This is a genomic window from Pontibacter akesuensis (genome assembly GCF_001611675.1).
Classification (GTDB): domain Bacteria; phylum Bacteroidota; class Bacteroidia; order Cytophagales; family Hymenobacteraceae; genus Pontibacter; species Pontibacter akesuensis.
In genome coordinates this window covers 4,201,466-4,220,256 of the sequence record NZ_CP014766.1, presented here as the reverse complement: position 1 = coordinate 4,220,256, position 18,791 = coordinate 4,201,466, and the positions used below count along the sequence as shown (strand labels likewise).

The window sequence follows — 18,791 nt, the reverse complement described above, 5'->3', positions numbered from 1 at the left end:
TATTTTAGTACATGCTTAGAAGCTAAAACAAGTCGATGCTACCTAGTATAAAGCAGCAAGCCCCGACGCGCTGGGGCACGTCGGGGCTTGTTTATTCGTTAGTCGAGTTTTAGCACAGCTAAGAAGGCTTCCTGCGGTATTTCCACGTTACCCACCTGGCGCATGCGTTTCTTTCCTTTCTTCTGTTTCTCCAGGAGCTTTCGCTTACGTGAGATGTCACCGCCGTAGCACTTGGCCAGTACGTTTTTGCGCATGGCCTTCACTGTTTCGCGGGAGATGATCTTTTGGCCAATGGCTGCCTGAATAGCGATTTCAAACATCTGGCGTGGCAGCAATTCACGTAGCTTTTCGCAAAGGCGCTTGCCCCAGTCATAGGCCTTGTCGCGGTGCACAATAGCGCTTAGTGCATCCACTTTCTCACCGTTCAGCATGATATCGAGCTTCACCATGTTAGACGGGCGGAAACCGATCAGTTCATAGTCAAGTGAGGCATAGCCACGGGAAATGGTTTTCAGTTTATCAAAGAAGTCAAAAACGATCTCGGCCAGGGGCATCTCGAACGTCATCTCCACACGGTCGCTGGTCAGGTAAGTCTGGTTCTTCAGGATACCGCGCTTGTCCATACACAGCGTGATAATCGGACCCACAAACTCTGATTTTGTAATGATCTGCGCCTTGATGAATGGTTCTTCGATATGGTCGATGTAGTTCGGCTCCGGCATCTCTGATGGCGCGTTCACTTTCACCATGTTCTCCTTTGTAGTATAGGCATGGAACTGAACAGATGGCACCGTCGTGATTACCGTCATGTCGAATTCGCGCTCCAGGCGCTCCTGCACAATCTCCATGTGCAGCATACCCAGGAAGCCGCAACGGAAACCGAAACCAAGGGCAGCAGAAGTTTCCGGCTCCCACACAAGAGAAGCATCGTTCAGCTGCAGTTTCTCCATAGAGCTGCGCAGTTCTTCGTACTCGCTTGTCTCCACCGGGTAAATACCGGCAAAAACCATTGGCTTCACATCCTCAAAACCCTGTATACCAATACCAGGCTTGTCTACGTGCGTGATGGTATCGCCTACTTTTACTTCTTTAGCATTTTTTATACCCGAGATCAGGTAGCCCACGTTACCGGCGCCCATCACCTGGCGGGCCTCCTGGTTCAGTTTCAGCACCCCAATTTCGTCGGCTTCATACGTTTTACCGGTGTTGATGAACTTCACCTTCTCCCCTTTTTTCAGGGTGCCGTTGAAAATGCGGAAGTATACTTCGATGCCGCGGTAAGAATTGAAAACAGAGTCAAATATAAGCGCCTGCAGCGGTGCCTCAGGATCTCCTTTCGGTGCCGGAATACGATCGCAGATGGCAGTCAGGATATCTTCAATGCCAATGCCCGCCTTGCCAGAAGCAAGTATGATATCTTCCCTGTCGCAGCCGATCAGCTCAATAATCTGGTCTGATACCTCCTCAGGCATCGCGTGCGGCAGGTCTATTTTGTTCAGCACCGGGATGATTTCGAGGTCGTTGCCGATAGCCAGGTACAAGTTGGAGATCGTCTGGGCTTCAATACCTTGTGAGGCGTCAACGATCAGCAGCGCACCCTCGCAGGCGGCAATGGAACGGGATACCTCGTAAGAAAAGTCCACGTGGCCCGGGGTGTCGATAAGGTTCAGGACATAGTCTTCGCCCTTGTAGGGAAAATTCATCTGGATGGCGTGGCTCTTGATGGTGATGCCGCGCTCACGCTCCAGGTCCATGTTGTCTAGCAACTGGTGTTGCATTTCACGCTCTGCCACTGTTTGGGTAAACTCCAACAGGCGGTCGGCCAGGGTGCTTTTACCATGGTCGATGTGGGCGATGATGCAAAAATTACGGATGTTCTTCATAAATATCTATACGAATAACAAAGTTAAGAAGAATTGCCTTCTTTGCAGCTTTCTGCCCAATATTTACATCATGCCTGCCCTAAAAAGCATTCATGCCACCTCACAAGAATAAGGTACTGCCCTGCCAACGACCTCGTGAAAACTAAATCAGCCCCGCCTCGTTCGCCAGCGACACCAACTCGGCCACATTGGCGGTTCCCAGCTTGTGCTGTATGTTTTTTCGGTGAGTGCTGACGGTGTTGACGCTGATGAATAGCTTTTCCGCAATGGCTTTTGTGCGCATTCCCTTGCAAATCAGCTGCAGCACCTCCACCTCACGCTTCCTGAGGCTCTGGAGCAGGAGCCTGTTTTTGTTTTTCAGGTTCTCCCGCAACGCCTGCACCAACTGCTCCTCAGTATTCATCTGCGGACTCATGTCCACATCCACGCACAGCAGCTCCTTCACCTCGCCTTCTTTGTTCTTGCCGAAGGCGCGCGCCCAACCGATAAACCACTTATACTCCTGCTCGTCTCTGTGCTTTGCTCGGAAGACGCCGCCATATTCGGTGCCGTTGAAGTTCTTGTAATGGTCGATGCTGTTGTCCGGTATGGTGTGGTCGTCGGGATGAACAATCTTGTACATGTACTCCAGGCCGCCCATTTCCTTGATTTCTTCCAACGTGTAGCCCAGCGACTCCTCATTTGTTCGGTTGCACCAAACCACGCCTTTCTCCAGGTCAGAGATGTAAATGTTGGCAGGCAGTTCATGCACGACACGTTCCAGGAAAGCACACTTTTCCTCCAACTCAGCAAGTTTCCGCTCTAGTTCGCGCACCTGCTCATCGGCAGGAAGCAGTATTTTTGGATCAGGCATAGGAATCAGGTATAGACAGGCTCGGAAAATTCAGGATCAAGAACTTAACTTAAGGAGATACGAAGAAATTTTCAAGATTTATCCGTAGAATCTGCTTAGCACCCTTTGGGGAAGTATAAAAGTAAGCCACAGCAATTGGGTTCTGTGGCCTATGAGCCGCATATCTAAAGCGTGGCACTGCTGCTGATCCAGGAAAACCTCATCAAAAATGACTATATTCGCATCTAATCTGGAAAAAAACTGTTAAGTAGACATGCAAGCAACTACTGTAGAACCTTATAAGCCTGTCAACCATATTCGTATCGTTACAGCAGCCTCTTTGTTCGACGGACACGATGCAGCGATCAACATCATGCGCCGCATCATTCAGTCTTCGGGTGCCGAGGTAATTCACCTTGGCCACAACCGCTCCGTGCAGGAAATAGTGGATTGTGCCATTCAGGAGGATGCCCAGGCCATCGCCATTACATCTTACCAAGGCGGACATATCGAGTACTTCAAATACATGCACGACCTGCTGGAAGAACGCGGCAGCGGCCATATCAAACTTTTTGGCGGCGGCGGCGGCGTTATCCTGCCCAGCGAGATAGAGGAACTGCAAGCCTACGGCATCACCCGCATCTACTCGCCCGACGATGGCCGCGCGATGGGCCTACAGGGCATGATCAACGACATGCTGCAGCAGTGCGATTTCCCTACTGGCAAAAACCTGAACGGGGAGTTCAAGCACTTGCAGGAAAAGAACCCAAAAGACATCGCGCGCCTTATTTCTGCTGCCGAAAATTTCCCGGAAGAAGCGAAAGCCATACTTCTGGAAGTAAAGGAGCAGGCAAAGGACATACAGACCCCGGTACTTGGTATAACAGGTACAGGTGGTGCCGGTAAATCCTCTTTGGTGGATGAACTGGTGCGCCGTTTCCTGATGGACTTCCCGGAGAAGAAGATTGCCATTATCTCTGTTGATCCGTCGAAGCGTAAAACCGGCGGCGCCTTGCTGGGTGATAGAATCCGTATGAACTCCATCTCCAACGATCGGGTGTACATGCGCTCGCTGGCCACACGCCAGAGCAACCTGGCCCTTAGCAAGTATGTGCAGGACGCCGTGGACATTATTAAAGCGGCAAACTTCGACCTGATCATACTGGAGACTTCCGGTATCGGGCAGTCCGATACTGAAATTATTGAGCACTCTGATACCAGCCTGTATGTGATGACGCCGGAGTATGGCGCGGCCACGCAGCTGGAGAAAATAGATATGCTCGATTTTGCCGATGTCATTGCCCTGAACAAGTTTGACAAGCGCGGCGCACTCGATGCCCTGCGCGACGTGAAGAAGCAGTACAAGCGCAACCACCAACTCTGGGATGTAAGCGATGAGGATATTCCGGTGTTCGGCACCATCGCCTCGCAGTTTAACGACCCGGGCATGAACCAACTCTACCGTGCCATTATGGCGAAAGTGTCTGAAAAGACCGGCGTTGAATTTGATTCCAACCTGAAGACCTCGAAGGAGATGTCGGAGAAGGTGTTCATCATCCCCCCTGCCCGTACACGCTACCTTTCTGAGATATCTGAAACCATCCGCAGCTACGACAAGTGGACAAAAGATCAGGCTGAGGTTGCCCAGAAGCTTTACGGCATCAAAAAGTCTGTCGAAGCGGTGCAGGGCATCGAGATTGAAGACAAAGACCGTTTGGTGAAGCAGCTGGAGCAGGCGTACGCCGAGGTGGAGCTGAACCTGGACGGCCAGAACAAGAAAATCCTGGAGAACTGGAAAGAGAAGGTTCAGGCCTACAAAAACGAGTTCTACATCTTTAAGGTACGCGACAAGGAGATCAAGATTAAGACACACACCGAGTCGCTGTCGCATTTGCAGATACCGAAGGTAGCCACACCAAAGTATGAGGCATGGGGTGATTTGCTTAAGTGGAATCTCCAGGAGAACGTGCCCGGAGAGTTCCCTTATACCGCAGGCGTATTTCCGTTCAAGCGCGAAGGCGAAGACCCTACCCGCATGTTTGCTGGTGAGGGCGGACCAGAGCGTACGAACCGTCGTTTCCACTACGTGAGCCTCGGCCTGCCTGCCAAGCGCCTTTCCACAGCTTTTGACTCGGTAACGCTGTACGGTGAGGACCCGGATTACCGTCCGGATATCTATGGCAAAATTGGTAACTCCGGCGTGAGCATCTGCTGTTTGGATGATGCTAAAAAGCTGTATTCCGGCTTTAACCTGGCTGATGCGATGACTTCAGTTTCCATGACGATCAATGGGCCGGCTGCCATACTTACAGGATTCTTCATGAATGCCGCCATTGACCAGCAGTGCGAACTCTATATAAAGGAGAATGGCCTAGAAGAAGAAATCAATCAGAAAATTGAGGCTATCTACAAAGAGAAAGGCATCGAGCGCCCGCGTTACCAGGGAGAACTTCCGAACGGGAACGACGGGCTGGGGCTGATGCTGCTGGGCGTAACAGGTGACCAGGTACTGCCAGCCGAAGTATACGAGCCGATCAAGACACGCACGCTGGCAACAGTACGCGGCACGGTGCAGGCGGACATTCTGAAGGAAGACCAGGCACAGAACACCTGTATTTTCTCAACCGAATTCTCACTGCGTTTGATGGGTGATGTGCAGCAGTATTTCATCAACAACAACGTCCGCAACTTCTACTCGGTGTCTATCTCTGGCTATCACATAGCCGAAGCGGGTGCCAATCCAATCTCGCAATTGGCCTTTACACTGGCCAACGGCTTCACGTTTGTGGAGTACTACGTGAGCCGCGGCATGGATATTAATAAGTTTGCGCCTAACCTTAGTTTCTTCTTCTCTAACGGCATCGACCCTGAGTATGCGGTAATTGGCCGTGTGGCCCGCCGAATCTGGGCGAAGGCTATGAAGCACAAGTATGGCGCGGATGCCCGTTCGCAAATGTTGAAGTACCACATCCAGACCTCGGGCCGTTCGCTGCACGCGCAGGAGATTGACTTCAACGACATCCGCACTACGTTGCAGGCGCTGTACGCGATCTACGACAACTGTAATTCGCTGCACACGAATGCCTATGATGAGGCTATCACCACACCGACAGAGGCTTCTGTTCGTCGTGCCATGGCGATACAGCTGATCATCAACCGTGAGCTTGGTCTGGCTAAAAATGAAAACCCAATCCAAGGCTCGTTCATCATCGAAGAGCTGACAGACCTGGTGGAGGAAGCCGTACTAACAGAGTTCGACCGCATTACGGAGCGTGGCGGCGTGCTGGGTGCCATGGAAACCATGTATCAGCGCGGTAAAATTCAGGAGGAAAGCCTTTACTACGAAACGCTGAAGCACACGGGCGAGTATCCGATCATCGGGGTAAATACTTTCCTTTCTTCTACTGGTTCACCTACGGTGCTGCCAACCGAGGTAATCCGTGCAACGGAGGAGGAAAAGAAGTACCAGATCAGTATGGTGCACAGCCTGCAGGAGCGCAACGCTGCCAAGAGCGAGGAGCTGCTGAAGCGCCTGCAGCAGGTGGCCATCAACAACGACAACATTTTTGCCGAGCTAATGGAGACGGTGAAATTCTGCTCTCTCGGCCAAATCACGAATGCTTTGTTTGAGGTTGGCGGACAGTACCGCAGAAACATGTAACCCATACTTGTCTGCAAGTATAAATCAGAAAGAGCCGGCTTATTGTCGGCTCTTTTTGCGTTCAACCTAAACCTGCTGCCGACGTATGCAAGAGCAATTCAGAAGCAATCTCATGAAAGAAAATAACCAACTTCCCTACTGGCTTGCAGCAGCCACCTTTGTTGTGCTTGCCGCCGCCGCTTTCGTATACCTCGATAGTGTACTGGATGAGGATGACATTGATTTCGATATGTCAGAGGAAGATGAAAGCGTTTATTTATAGACTAGTATAAACAGATCGCGCCACAACTTATCAAAAGCTGTGGCGCGATCTGTTTTAATGGGACAGTAAACGCTAATTCAGCACATAGTTTTGTGCTAATTTGCCCGGTGCAAGATTCCGGGAAAAGTAGATGTCTTCAAAATTTAATGTTCTGCCCTGCTCCACCCTTCTGAAAATCTTATCAGGTTTGATATCCTGCAGCGAGGCAAACCCGCAGGCTTCCATCACCTCAATAGTAGATTTCAGCGTATTGCCATGGAAGTTCGCCACGCGCACCCGCTTGTCGGCCACATCCAGTCCTTTATACAGGTTGCTGTCTTGCGTAGCGATACCCACCGGGCAACGGCCAGAGTCGCACTGCAGCGCCTGAATACAGCCCAGCGCGAACATCATGCCCCGGGCACTGTAACAGCTGTCGGCACCCAACGAAATGGCTTTTATAATATCTACGGCCGTGATGATTTTGCCGGCGGCAATCAGCTTGATCTCCTCCCTTAAGCCATACTTGCGCAGCGTGTTCTGCACAAAAGCCAGCGCATCGTACAGCGGCATACCTAAGCTGTCGGTAAATTCGAGTGGTGCGGCGCCCGTTCCTCCCTCTGCCCCGTCTATGGTGATGAAATCCGGGAAAATGCGGTTGTGCATCATTTCCTGGCACAGGCGCTCAAACTCCTGCTTATTGCCAATGCATACCTTTATACCTATCGGTTTGCCATCTGATAGTACGCGCAGTTTTTCAATGTAAAGCAGCAGCGTAAACTGATCCTGAAAGGCATTATGCGCTGGTGGGGAAGCAACGGTGGTATAAGGCTCCACTTTGCGGATAGCGGCAATTTCCGGTGTGTTCTTGGCTGCCGGAAGTATACCGCCGTGTCCGGGCTTTGCCCCCTGCGACAGTTTTATCTCCACCATTTTAATGCTCGGGTGCACCACCTGTAGCCTAAACAGTTCTTCTGAGAAATTACCGTTTTTATCGCGACACCCAAAATAGCCGGTTCCTATCTGCCAGATCAGGTCTCCGCCGCCCTCTAGATGGAACGGGCTCACGCCGCCCTCACCTGTGTTGTGGGCAAAGCCGCCCAATTTGGCACCGGCGCTTAACGCCGAAATAGCGGTCTTGCTAAGTGAGCCGTAGCTCATGGCCGAAATATTATAAATGCTGGCGCTGTACGGCTGCTTGCAACGGCTGCTCCCAATGGTCACGCGCAGGCTTTCGGCTTTTACGTGAGAGGGGAACATCGTATGCGCGATCCATTCATAGCCAACCTCCTGGCTATTGCTCTGCATCCCAAACGGAACCGTCTGTCGCTGGTTCTTGGCACGCTGGTATACAATGGAGCGCTGCCGGCGGCTGAATGGCTTTCCATCCAGATCCGATTCAAAGAAATACTGCCGGAACTCAGGGCGGATGCTCTCGAAAAAGTAGCGCAGGTAGCCCAGCAGCGGATAATTACGCAACAGCGAGTGCCGCGACTGCCGCACGTTGTAGAAATACACGAGGTGCAGCGGAGCCAGCAAAAGCAGTAGCCAAAGCATCTGGCGATTTAAAATGGATGCTGCAAGTATAAGTAAATAGCCTGCAAAAAAGACGTACGACAGTGTGCGCCTGACATTGATACTTGTTGCCATGATCTTCAAAGAAAGTGTACTAGAAATTTAACTGTGTCGAGGAGTTCTTCCAGAATCAACACCTGCCCTGCGGCAAGATCAATTCTGGCGAATCAGCTAAAGTCCTTAGGGGCGGAATAGAAATGAAGGCAGTACCCGTTCAGCTTGTTGCACAGCAGTACAGGCTGGGAAGAGTCCACAAAGCCAAAACAGGAAGCAGGAGTTACCATAGGGGCTGTATTTGCGTGCAATGGAAGCATTTCTGGTTGCTGCTGCAAAGGTAGTTGAATCTTTCTGAGAAAAGCCAGCGATCCTAAAACAGAATTGCAGCTATTGCGATGAGCGGTTGAAAACCAACCCTTGCTTCAACTTTAGCTTAACGAAAATAAGGAAAGTTTATGGCTTGCTAAACGCTCTCCTCTAGATACAGCTACTTGCCTAAAGTCAAATCACTAGTTGGTGCTTTTTCCTGCATACGTATCCAAGGCTTTTGGTTTTACCGTACAAAGTATAGGCAGGGCACCACTAGTCGCAGGCAGCGGTAGTGCACTTTGGCTAACGCTTAAATAATTGGTAGCTTTGTTTCACATCAGTAAAGAATATTCATCTAAAACGCACTTGCGGGTGCACCTACACATACTATGGATTTAAAAGAGAAAATCAGTTACATCATTGGCCGCGACATGGCTGCCAACTTAAAAAAGCAAGGCCTGGAAGTGGAGCCTGAGTCATTCATGAAAGGTTTTAAGGAAATAGAAGCAGGCACTGCCTCCTCTCTTTCGCAGCAGGAAGTGCAGGAGGCCATGATGGCACTGCAGCAGGAAATGGCACAGAAGCAGGATGCATCGGGAGGCGAAAACAAAGCGGCCGGAGAAGCGTTCCTTGCCCAGAATAAAAATAAAGAAGGTGTGAAAACGCTGGCAAGCGGGCTACAGTACGAAGTGCTGCAGGAAGGAAACGGCAAATCTCCATCTGCCAGCGACACAGTGACTACGCACTACCACGGCACCCTGATCGACGGCACTACCTTCGACTCCTCCTACGAGCGGGGCCAACCAGCGACTTTCCCGGTAAACGGCGTGATCGCTGGCTGGACAGAAGCATTGCAAATGATGAAGGAAGGGTCTAAATGGAGGCTTTATATTCCGGCTAACCTGGCATATGGGGCACAGGGCGCTGGCGATGTGATCGGGCCAAATTCCACCTTGATCTTTGATGTGGAGCTGCTTCAAGTAAAGTAATCTGCTTATTTAATTTATAAAAAAAGCCAGCGCCAAATTTGCAGCGCTGGCTTTTTTTATAAATTTAAAGGCTTACATCCTGGTGTGGATCAGTTGCAAGCTTCGCTCCCCCTTCTTGAGCAACTGCATATGGCTAAGCCATCGCTGTGCCTCTTCTTCGTACAGAAACTGCTGCATGATCAGGAAATTGTTTTTGTCCATCATTTCATCGCCGTTCAGATCCTCCACCAGCCCGTGGTAAAGCGTCAGCGGCAACACAACAGCTACAAACACATCATCCCCTATCAGGCGCAGTACCTCCGGAAAAACGTGCTGAAAAACCCACAGCTGGTCCTCCCGCCGGATGGTGTGTCGGTTTTTTAGATCCAGCAGCCATTTTTTTGGCTTTAAGTTTTTTACATGCTCCAATACTTGGGCATAACCGGCATGGATATCAGACTTACCAACTTTGCCTTCCCATCGGATGACGAAGGTCTCCTCCTGCTCATCATAAAACATACTTGGATTTGATGCCAAAGATTCCCTCTCTTTCTCTTTATCTCTAGTCTGTTGAAAATCAACGCTATAGTTTATATCAATCATGTTCACTAATTTAAAAAGCTCTGGTTCGAATTGTGATGGTTAGAGCTATCATCAGCTAAGAAACGCAAACACAGTATGAATCTTGTATAATTTGTAACTTATCTAACTCCACAAAGATATAAATGTTTTATTAAAAATTAGAAATTCAATATTTAATATTAGATATATTATTTACAACCACATGGCCATAATGTAAAAATCAGAAGGGAAAAAGTCCCAGTAAGGATTCAAAAGAGCTAATATTAAACAAAAGCATGTGGGAGCCGTTCATACAGCTACTGAACACCATCTCAAAAAAAGTAATCTTGTATGGGAAACAATACCAATGAAGGCAAAAAATTCTTAGACAGTGTCTACCAGTTTTTTGACCATGCAGCCAGCTATTCCAGATTGGACCAGGGCATTCTGGCCCAGATAAAAGCGCCGAACAGTGTGTACAAAGTATCCTTTCCGGTAGAGATAGAAGGCAAAGTAGAGGTTTTCGAGGGCATACGGGTGCAGCACAGCCATCACAAACTTCCGTCTAAGGGCGGTATCCGCTTTAGCATGCAGGTGGATGAAGATGAAGTTAAAGCACTGGCGATGTTGATGACCTTTAAGTGCGCTGTGGTTGATGTACCTTTCGGAGGCGCAAAAGGCGGCGTTAAGATCAACCCCCGTACCAGCTCTGTGAAGACGCTTGAAAAAGTGACCAGACGCTATGCGGCCGAGTTGATCAAGAAAAATCTTATAGGCCCGGGAATGGATGTGCCGGCACCGGATTACGGCACGGGTAGCCGCGAAATGGCCTGGATAGCAGATACGTACCAGGCCCTGAAGTATGGCGAAACGAATGCTTTGGGCTGCGTGACCGGGAAGCCGGTAGGCCAGGGCGGTATCAGAGGACGTGCAGAGGCAACGGGTCTGGGCATCTACTTCGGTTTGCGTGAAACCCTGGCTGATGCTGAGCTACTGCAAGGCAAAGGCCTGGAGGGGAATACCATGGAAGGAAAACGCATTATAGTGCAGGGGCTTGGCAACGTGGGCTACCATGCGGCTTTCTTCTGCCAGCAGGACGGCGCCATCATCACCGGTATCGCCGAACGCGAGGGCGGCATCTACAACGAAAATGGCATCGATGTAAAAGAAGCCTTCAAGCACCGCAGCGAAAACGGCTCTATACTTAACTTTAAAGACTGCAAAAACTTTGACAACTCCAATGAAATGCTGGAGTTGGAGTGTGACATACTTATACCTGCAGCACTGGAAAATGTAATTCACATTGATAATGCCGCAAACATAAAGGCCAAGATTGTAGCCGAAGGTGCCAACGGACCAGTTACGCGGGAGGCAGAAGAGGTGTTGCTAAAGAATGGCATCGTGATTATCCCTGACCTATACCTGAACGCGGGAGGTGTGACAGTGTCTTACTTCGAGTGGCTAAAGAATCTTTCTAATGTTCGTTTTGGACGTATGGGCAAGCGCGCAGAGGAAGCAAGCTACCGCCGCCTGGTAAACGCCATTGAAACGAGCTCCGGCAAAAGCATAACGGCGCAGGAAAGAGCCCTGCTGACACAAGGATCGGATGAAATAAGTTTGGTACGCTCTGGTTTGGAAGATACGATGATCAATGCCTATCACGAAATAAGAGACGTGATGGTGCAGAAAAACATTCCTGATTTAAGGACGGCTGCCTTTCTAACGGCGATAGAAAAGATAGGTGTGAGTTATGAGTCGCTGGGAATCTTCCCTTGATTTGATAATACACAACAGCCATTATAATAATGCAAAGGCCGGGGCAGGTGCTACAACAGCTCAGCGCTCTGGCCTTTGTTTATGCCCTTTAGCCAATGCATGGCCTCACTTAAAACTGTGAAGTAATTGAACTGAATAAAGTGCTGTCCGGGAGCAATGGCGTTTGCCTGATAGTTCATAACGATGGCATTGAAGTGGGATTCAGAGAAAACCACAGCAGCATAAACATCATCCTGAAGTATGTGGTACACCTTGGGGTAATACTCCTGCATTAGCCACGTCTCCTGCTCCCGGGTTAAAGAACCTATGAGGGTTTGATCGGTGCAAAAAAGCACCACGTCAGGATGAGCTTCTATAAACTGCAGTGCGTGCAGGTAAGTGGCATGCAGTTCCTTAGTTGAAGGGCCCCTGAGCCAGCTGATGAGCAGGGTTTTGTGCTCCTCGAAGAAAGTTACCTTCACGCATGGTGTCTCTCGTATCACCATTTCATCCATCTCTATTAATTAACACAATCGAAAATTACACAATTTATTCAGAAGCAGCAAACATATAGAAAATCTATATTATAGCCACATACCACCAGATGATAACTGCAAAGCAAATTGATATTTAAGTACTTATACTTAGTGCTATGTAAATTTAATACAAAAACGCTCTCGTTTAGAAGCGGAACTTGCTTCGGCTTTTTTATTTAAATTTCCCAATTTCAAGCTTGCAGGCTTTTGATTTATTAAAAGAATCTATTTATTCCTATATGTTATAAAAACAGAGAGAGCCAGCGTACTTACGCTGGCTCTCTCTGTTTAGTTTGGTAAAGATTGAATTAACCGTTGCTAATTTCCAGCCACTTGTTAAATATCTTCTGCTGTGTTTCAGTAGGGTTGTTGACACGCATAAACTGGTAGCGAACGCTCTGGTCCTTCAACAGCTTTACATCCAGGGTCTGCAGTATGCCGTCGCGTGACACAACTACTTTTACCGTATCTCCCACGTTCATACTTGCCAGACGGCGCTCCAAATCATCGCCTGCACGTGCACCATTCACAGAGACGATCTCATCGTTTACATTTAGTCCGCCTTCCCAGGCACTGCTCCCACGGTTAACCCCACGCACCAGCAGCTTGCCTCCCGACATGGCGGTTGATGCGCCCAAGTTGATCGCGTTGCTGCCCTCGTTGGTGTTTACCAACTGCAGCCCAGCGGCATCGAAATACGCATTGTAATCAGGTGTTTTAGTACCGTTCACAAAGTCGCGGAAGAATGCATCGAAATTACGGCCGGCTACTTTCTGAAGCCCTTGCTTAAACTCCTCTTCTGTATAGCCGCGCTTTAGGTCTTTGTAGTAGCGCTGGTACATGTAACGCATCACGTCGTCCAGGCTCTTTTCCCCTTTTGTGGCTTCCATCACCTCCATGTTCAGCAAGTGGCCCAGCACACCGCCTTTCGTATAGTAAGAAACTTCAGCATTGTTGGAGTTCTCGTTGCGGCGGTAGTATTTGATCCAGGCATCGAAACTGGCTTCTGCCACAGATTGTACTTTGTTTCCAGGTGTGTTTTCAACAGAGTTGATGCTGCCGGCTACAACAGCCAGGTAACGGTCTACGGAGGTGAAATCAGCGCGATGCACAATCAGGTCATCGTAGTAACTGGTAATGCCCTCTGATACCCAAAGCAGGGTCGTGTAATTTTCTTTGTTATAGTCGAACGGGCCTAACGCCAGAGGGCGCAGGCGCTTAACATTCCACAGGTGGAAGTACTCATGGGCAACTAAGCTTAAAAAACCAGTATAGCCTGATTCGGTGCCGTAATTCAGGCGAGATGTCTGTAAAGTAGTGGAGTTCAGGTGCTCCAGACCGCCTCCTCCACGCTCCAGGTTATGCACTATAAACACATAACGCTCTACGGGTAGCTCTCCAAAAACTTCAACAGCCTCCTCAACCACCTTTTTCATATCGGCTAACAGGCGCTGCTCCTCGTAATTGCCTTCGCCATACATGGCCACTTCGTGGGGAACACCCGCCGCGGTAAAGGTTAGCACTTTGTGAGTACCAATTTCCAAAGGGGAGTCGGCGAGTATATCGTAATTGGGGAAAGTATACGTAAACTTGCCCGTGCTTTTCAAGCCAGTGGAAACGGTGGTCCAGCCAGTATACGGCTTTACCACCAGGGTGCCGTTCAGATCCTGGTATCCTTCTGGATACATAAAGATGCTGGTGCCGTTTACGTAGCCATGGGAGGCATCCAGGAAACTGGTGCGCACACTTAATTCATAGGCATATACATCATACTTCACGCGCACCACATCAGCCCTGTTGCTGTACACGCGCCACGTGTTTTTGTCTATTTTCTCACTGCGAAGCGTGCTCCCGGACTTATCAGTGGCCTGAAAGCTTTCTACGTTTTTCGGAAATTCACGGATAAGGTAAGACCCTGGTGCCCATACGGGCATGGTAAAATCGACATACTTCTTTTTTGCTCCGCTTAGCTCTGCCTCTACTTCAAAGTAGTGCGTGTGCGGTTCGGGCATGGAGAGGGTATAGCGTAACTCTGCTGCAAGGGCAGCGGCGGCAGATCCGAAAGTTAGAAAAAGGGTGAGAAGAAGTGAAATCTTGAATTGGTTGTGTCTGAGCATGTTTTAGGTTAGTGAATTTGATAAAAGCAACGCCATTTTACAATTTTTCCGGTGCTTTTCAAAATCACTAGCGCTTGCAGGGCCCAGCAAGTGCACTAGGAGGCGTTTGATATCCTCTGATTCCCCAGCCACTCCCTCGCCTTCTGCACATCACAGAATGTACGGATACTGATAAAAGAATTGCAGCTTTGCAATCCCTGCTCCCCCACATTAAGGAACAGCTCCTGGTAGCTTTCTTCCGAAATAACAACAGCCAGCAGGATGCCTGCTCCCATCCGCACCATTAGTACGGGCAAAAGCTCTGTAGCAAGCCATGTTTCCTGCGCATCGTCAAGCAAGGGTGTGTCCTGGAGGTCAACAAGCCAGCTCCAAACATAGGCATTGGAAGCATAATCTAAGGCGCGAAGGCAACTAGATTGAAATTCCTCCAACTCCATTTTACCTGAAAACGTTAACTCCAGCCTTCCATGCTCAAAATCATGATTCAGTATCATCCCATCCGTGCTAAACATTGCTACCTTCTTTTTTATAATAATCTTATACAAAAATATACTTTTTCATATAAATAAATAGTCTCCTTCCTTAAAACGTTGCGTTTTTTCAATATACTTAGTCAAAGGCCTGTTCAAGTAGCTGAACCATTCAAAATGACAGGTAAACTTTTTGGGGGTTATTTTTTGTTCTAACACTCAAGTACATGAAATAAAGCAGATGTTAATCGTCGGCTTTGCACTTTTTGCACCAAGTACCAGTTGCTGGCACGGTGTTTTCTTATACTTATACCTGAACCTAAACGAAGAGCTATGAAAAAATCTGTGATATTGATGTTGTCGTCGCTTGTACCGCTTTGCTTCCTTTTTATACTTCAGCCTCAGCATTTTGCCAAGGCTGAGCAACCAGAGAACAGTGAAATTTCTGCACAGCCTACGTATGAAATGGAATCAACTGAAGTAGAGAGTGTAGCAGATGATTATTCGCCGGTTTATATGGATTCGAAGGACCCGCTGCAAGACCAATTGATTTCCTATGCCATGACGTTGATGGGGACTCCTTACATTTATACCGGCATGAGCCGCGATGGATTTGATTGTTCCGGTTTTACAACTTTTGTTTTCGCCGAGCACAACATACAGATTCCTCATTCTTCGCGCATGCAGGCAGAACAGGGGCAGCATGTGCCCCGTGAGATGTCCCGCCCTGGAGACCTGGTTATTTTTACCGGAACCAACCCAGAGGTGCGCGAGCCAGGGCATGTTGGCATCGTTATTTCCCAACCGGGCGATACAATTGAATTCATACATTCATCATCTAACGGTGGCGTGAAGATAAGCCAGGTGGAGGGCACCCGGTATGACATCCGCTTTTTGGATGTAAGGCGCGTGCTGTAGCGTTTTAATAACTCTTTGGCATTTTCCCGTACAAACCCATAGCAGGCATTATTTGCCTTGATACAAAACCACAACGCTATGGTGCATCCTTACATCGTCAACACTATAAATGCTTCGGTACTGATTATAGCTGGCTTAATCGGGTATTTTTCAAACGCCGCGAAGCCCCCCACTGCCCTCATCGCTCCTTTTATTGGCTTATTGCTCCTGTCCTGCACCTATCATTTGCGAAAACACAATCGTTTTGTGATGCACACGGTAACGTCCCTGACGCTGCTCACTGGTTTTTTGGTAGTATGGCGGATTGATCCGGCTTTGTTTGCGTGGAACAGGCACAATATCCTGCTGTTGTTGATGGCTTTAAGCTGCTTTGTGGCAGTGGCTCTTTATGTGGCATCTTTCCTGAAGGAGAGACGCACGCCTAATAATACCATCTACAAAGATGATCTTTAAGGGCTGTTCACTCCTATGGACAAATATAAAAAAAGAACACCTGGTGTAGCCCGTCAAAGTACACCAGGTGTTCCCAAAAAATCCTCAATATCTCAGTAAGCGGCGCCCTGTTTTTCAGTTTACCATCTCAAAAAGACCAGAGGTAACGATGCTATCTGCGCAAGCAGTAGCTAGTACTGCTTACTAAGCCAGTTCACCGTTAGAGTGAACATTATTACCTAGGCTTACTAAGACGACCGATGGATTAGACATGGCACCTCCTTTCTCTTTGATCCTACATAAACCTTGTGCTGCGAACCAGTTATACTTAGGTTTTGGCACAAAGCCCGTGGCACTCGCCACTATACTTGTTCTATAAAGATAAAAGAACGGCTAAAAGTTCACAAGGTTTGGCTGTTTATTTTTGCACTAATTCCTACTCCAGGCTCCACTACACCAATCACAAAAGGTATTCAGCATAATCAGCTGAATCTTAAATCCATAGGAAATCAGCCTCCACCCCTGCCCTGGTAATTGTACTGATACTAAATAATTTTTAGCGAAATTCTAAAAAAACATAAGCTGGAACAGATATTGCAAGCCATTGAAATATATTCTTTATATTACATTGCTTAAAAACAACTAACCATTTCCATCACATGAAAAAGCATCTCTTAACACTTGTAGTGCTCATGCTGTTCGCTTCCAGCGCATGGGCTCAGAAATTGTCGCCTCTTGGCATCTGGACGAACGAGGAAGGCAAAGCGCGGTTTGAAATCTACCAGTGCGGCGATAAACTCTGTGGTAAGCTTGTAACCCTGAAGGAGCCTTTGCGCAACGGAAAGCCCAAGCTGGATGAAAACAACCCGGAAAAAAAATTGCAGAGCCGGCCGCTTGTCGGGCTGGAGTTTTTGAAGGGCTTTGAATATGAAGGCGGCAATAAGTGGGACGATGGCACGATTTACGATCCGGAGAGCGGCAAAACGTACTCTGCCTATATGAAGATGCTCGGCAAAGACAAAATGGAAGTGAAAGGATATATAGGCATATCGCTTATTGGCCGCTCCCAAACCTGGACGCGCGTGAAATAGTAAGAATAGCCGCAAAGAAAAAGGGTTAGCCAAACTGGCTAACCCTTTTTTAATAACCCTTTACATATGCTTCAACCGCATAAGCGGCTTTTTTGTTTTGGTTTTTAGAAAATCTGTGAAATCTTAATGTTTTTTTCTCTGAAAGAAAAACTTTCTCCGGCCGCTTTTCCTTCCATGGCCTTGAACAAAGGAGACTTCCCGGATATGGCGAAATAGGACTCCCCATCCAATTTGATCTCCCCCAGGCTCACTCCAATAAAAAATTTCTGTGACTCAGTAAAAACAACGGCCCCTAATGATACCTCATGGTTAAGCTTGGTAGCATTTACACGGCGCAAGATGCTTTGTGTGGTAATCAGTTCATCCAATTGCCGTGCATACATGTCGCGCTGTATTTGGCAGTTTTCCCGGAACGATTCAAACTTATCTTCCATTGCCCCCTGGTGCTCATTTGCGCTGCGTTGGGCCTCGTCCATCGCATCTTTGGCTGCCTGCATCTGTGCACTAAGAATTTTGGTGCACTCCTGAAGCAGCCGCTTCTTGGTTTCTAGTTCTTGAGTCAGCATTTCCATAGTTCTTCGATCATTAAGCCAGCCATGGCCACATCGGCAGCAGTAGCAGCCCCACAACACAGCACGCCGCTGGCATTTGTCAACTTGTTTTCCGGGTTTATGATTGTTTAGTAATTTTAGGGTCAGATCAGCTAAATGGCTGAAAGTATAGAATAAACTATTTACTGCGACAAGTGTTTTAAGGGTAAATTATCAGATGCCATTTAACGATTTTTTTCAACGTTTGTTGGGTTTAACCGGGAAAGCCCCTACCTGCAGCCAACTTAGCCGTTCAGGCAAGTATGCGGCTGACTATGCGGTGTGGGTAGAGGCGCAGGAATACCTGCAATGGACAGGGCCGTTGTTCAAGGCCTACCACTACCAGAAAGCCTCGCTGCCTGCCCCGCAACGGGTACAGTTGATTCAGCAGGAAAACCTACGTGGGGCTGTCTTTTTCTATGACCCCAGTATTGGCGCCGATAACTTCAGCTTTTTGTTTGATCTGCTGAAAGACCGCGTGCTGCAATGTGGCTATACCCTGCATAGCTGCGACAAGTTGGAGGTACGGCACGAGCGCTATACAGAACAGGTGGAAAAGCACCTGCTTACTCCCCCAGCATCTGATATTCCCGGCACCAGCGTTTGCAACCAGCTTTACGGCAATGTGCTGATCGACTACATTAAAGTCAACAAGCACCCGGGGTACATCCGGTTTGTGGCAAACAGCTACAACGACGCCTATTTCTCAACTCCACTCCCTTTTGAAGAGCTGCTGGAGAAAGTACTACAGCCTTGGGAGCAGTGGCATAACCGTAATTCGCATCAATCAAAGAAATAATTTCATCAGGAAGTATAAATAGGGTCGCATACGGAGCCTTTTAGTTTTAAATCTGC

General features: G+C 48.5%; 16 protein-coding genes. 8 read left to right on the top strand and 8 right to left on the bottom strand.

Annotation, left to right across the window (positions count from 1 at the left end):
* Nucleotides 1-98: 98 nt before the first annotated feature.
* Entirely contained in the window at nt 99-1,883 is a 1,785-nt protein-coding gene (gene lepA / locus A0W33_RS17835; RefSeq protein ID WP_068839457.1) for a translation elongation factor 4, read from the bottom strand.
* Between the two features lie 142 nt (nt 1,884-2,025).
* Nucleotides 2,026-2,736: a LuxR C-terminal-related transcriptional regulator gene (locus A0W33_RS21275; RefSeq protein WP_068839456.1), complete on the bottom strand. Its 711-nt coding sequence runs from the start codon at nt 2,734-2,736 to the stop codon at nt 2,026-2,028.
* A 253-nt stretch (nt 2,737-2,989) separates the two neighbouring features.
* Between A0W33_RS21275 and A0W33_RS17825 the strand changes: the two genes are divergently transcribed.
* The gene (locus A0W33_RS17825; protein ID WP_068839455.1) at nt 2,990-6,376 is read left to right on the top strand and encodes a methylmalonyl-CoA mutase family protein; all 3,387 of its coding nucleotides are present in this window, start codon (nt 2,990-2,992) and stop codon (nt 6,374-6,376) included.
* 112 nt (nt 6,377-6,488) lie between these two features.
* Nucleotides 6,489-6,638: a hypothetical protein gene (locus A0W33_RS20995; RefSeq protein WP_157578084.1), complete on the top strand. Its 150-nt coding sequence runs from the start codon at nt 6,489-6,491 to the stop codon at nt 6,636-6,638.
* A gap of 72 nt (nt 6,639-6,710) precedes the next feature.
* Here A0W33_RS20995 and A0W33_RS17820 read toward each other — a convergent pair whose 3' ends face one another.
* Complete coding sequence (locus A0W33_RS17820; RefSeq protein ID WP_068839454.1) at nt 6,711-8,267, bottom strand: FMN-binding glutamate synthase family protein; 1,557 nt, start codon at nt 8,265-8,267, stop codon at nt 6,711-6,713.
* 620 nt (nt 8,268-8,887) lie between these two features.
* Here A0W33_RS17820 and A0W33_RS17815 point away from each other — a divergent pair.
* A complete protein-coding gene (locus A0W33_RS17815) occupies nt 8,888-9,487 on the top strand; it encodes an FKBP-type peptidyl-prolyl cis-trans isomerase (RefSeq protein WP_068839453.1) in 600 nt (199 codons plus the stop codon).
* Between the two features lie 72 nt (nt 9,488-9,559).
* Here the strand turns inward: A0W33_RS17815 and A0W33_RS17810 are convergent, their stop codons facing one another.
* Nucleotides 9,560-10,069, bottom strand: coding sequence for a hypothetical protein (locus A0W33_RS17810; RefSeq protein ID WP_139237077.1), 510 nt, complete (start codon nt 10,067-10,069; stop codon nt 9,560-9,562).
* Between the two features lie 309 nt (nt 10,070-10,378).
* On the opposite strand from A0W33_RS17810, the gene A0W33_RS17805 reads away from it, so the two are divergent.
* Nucleotides 10,379-11,803, top strand: a complete 1,425-nt coding sequence (locus tag A0W33_RS17805; RefSeq protein WP_068839451.1) for a Glu/Leu/Phe/Val family dehydrogenase — start codon at nt 10,379-10,381, stop codon at nt 11,801-11,803.
* A 50-nt stretch (nt 11,804-11,853) separates the two neighbouring features.
* On the opposite strand, the gene A0W33_RS17800 is transcribed toward A0W33_RS17805, so the two are convergent.
* The 3 genes from A0W33_RS17800 to A0W33_RS17790 form a co-directional block, all read right to left on the bottom strand.
* Nucleotides 11,854-12,297 carry a hypothetical protein gene (locus tag A0W33_RS17800; protein ID WP_068839450.1) on the bottom strand — a complete coding sequence of 148 codons (444 nt, stop codon included), beginning with the start codon at nt 12,295-12,297 and terminating at the stop codon, nt 11,854-11,856.
* Between the two features lie 329 nt (nt 12,298-12,626).
* Nucleotides 12,627-14,435, bottom strand: coding sequence for a M61 family metallopeptidase (locus tag A0W33_RS17795; protein WP_068839449.1), 1,809 nt, complete (start codon nt 14,433-14,435; stop codon nt 12,627-12,629).
* A 95-nt stretch (nt 14,436-14,530) separates the two neighbouring features.
* The gene (locus A0W33_RS17790) at nt 14,531-14,980 is read right to left on the bottom strand and encodes a ubiquitin family protein (RefSeq protein WP_068839448.1); all 450 of its coding nucleotides are present in this window, start codon (nt 14,978-14,980) and stop codon (nt 14,531-14,533) included.
* Nucleotides 14,981-15,238: 258 nt separating this feature from the next.
* Between A0W33_RS17790 and A0W33_RS17785 the strand changes: the two genes are divergently transcribed.
* From A0W33_RS17785 to A0W33_RS17775, 3 genes are all read left to right on the top strand, one after another.
* Nucleotides 15,239-15,823: a C40 family peptidase gene (locus A0W33_RS17785; protein ID WP_068839447.1), complete on the top strand. Its 585-nt coding sequence runs from the start codon at nt 15,239-15,241 to the stop codon at nt 15,821-15,823.
* 78 nt (nt 15,824-15,901) lie between these two features.
* Nucleotides 15,902-16,276, top strand: coding sequence for a hypothetical protein (locus A0W33_RS17780; protein ID WP_068839446.1), 375 nt, complete (start codon nt 15,902-15,904; stop codon nt 16,274-16,276).
* Between the two features lie 638 nt (nt 16,277-16,914).
* Nucleotides 16,915-17,346 (top strand): DUF2147 domain-containing protein, encoded by a 432-nt coding sequence (locus A0W33_RS17775; RefSeq protein ID WP_068839445.1) that lies wholly within the window; start codon nt 16,915-16,917, stop codon nt 17,344-17,346.
* Between the two features lie 104 nt (nt 17,347-17,450).
* Here A0W33_RS17775 and A0W33_RS17770 read toward each other — a convergent pair whose 3' ends face one another.
* Nucleotides 17,451-17,918 (bottom strand): hypothetical protein, encoded by a 468-nt coding sequence (locus A0W33_RS17770; RefSeq protein ID WP_068839444.1) that lies wholly within the window; start codon nt 17,916-17,918, stop codon nt 17,451-17,453.
* A 196-nt stretch (nt 17,919-18,114) separates the two neighbouring features.
* Between A0W33_RS17770 and A0W33_RS17765 the strand changes: the two genes are divergently transcribed.
* Nucleotides 18,115-18,735, top strand: a complete 621-nt coding sequence (locus A0W33_RS17765) for a hypothetical protein (RefSeq protein ID WP_068839443.1) — start codon at nt 18,115-18,117, stop codon at nt 18,733-18,735.
* The last annotated feature ends 56 nt before the right edge of the window (nt 18,736-18,791 follow it).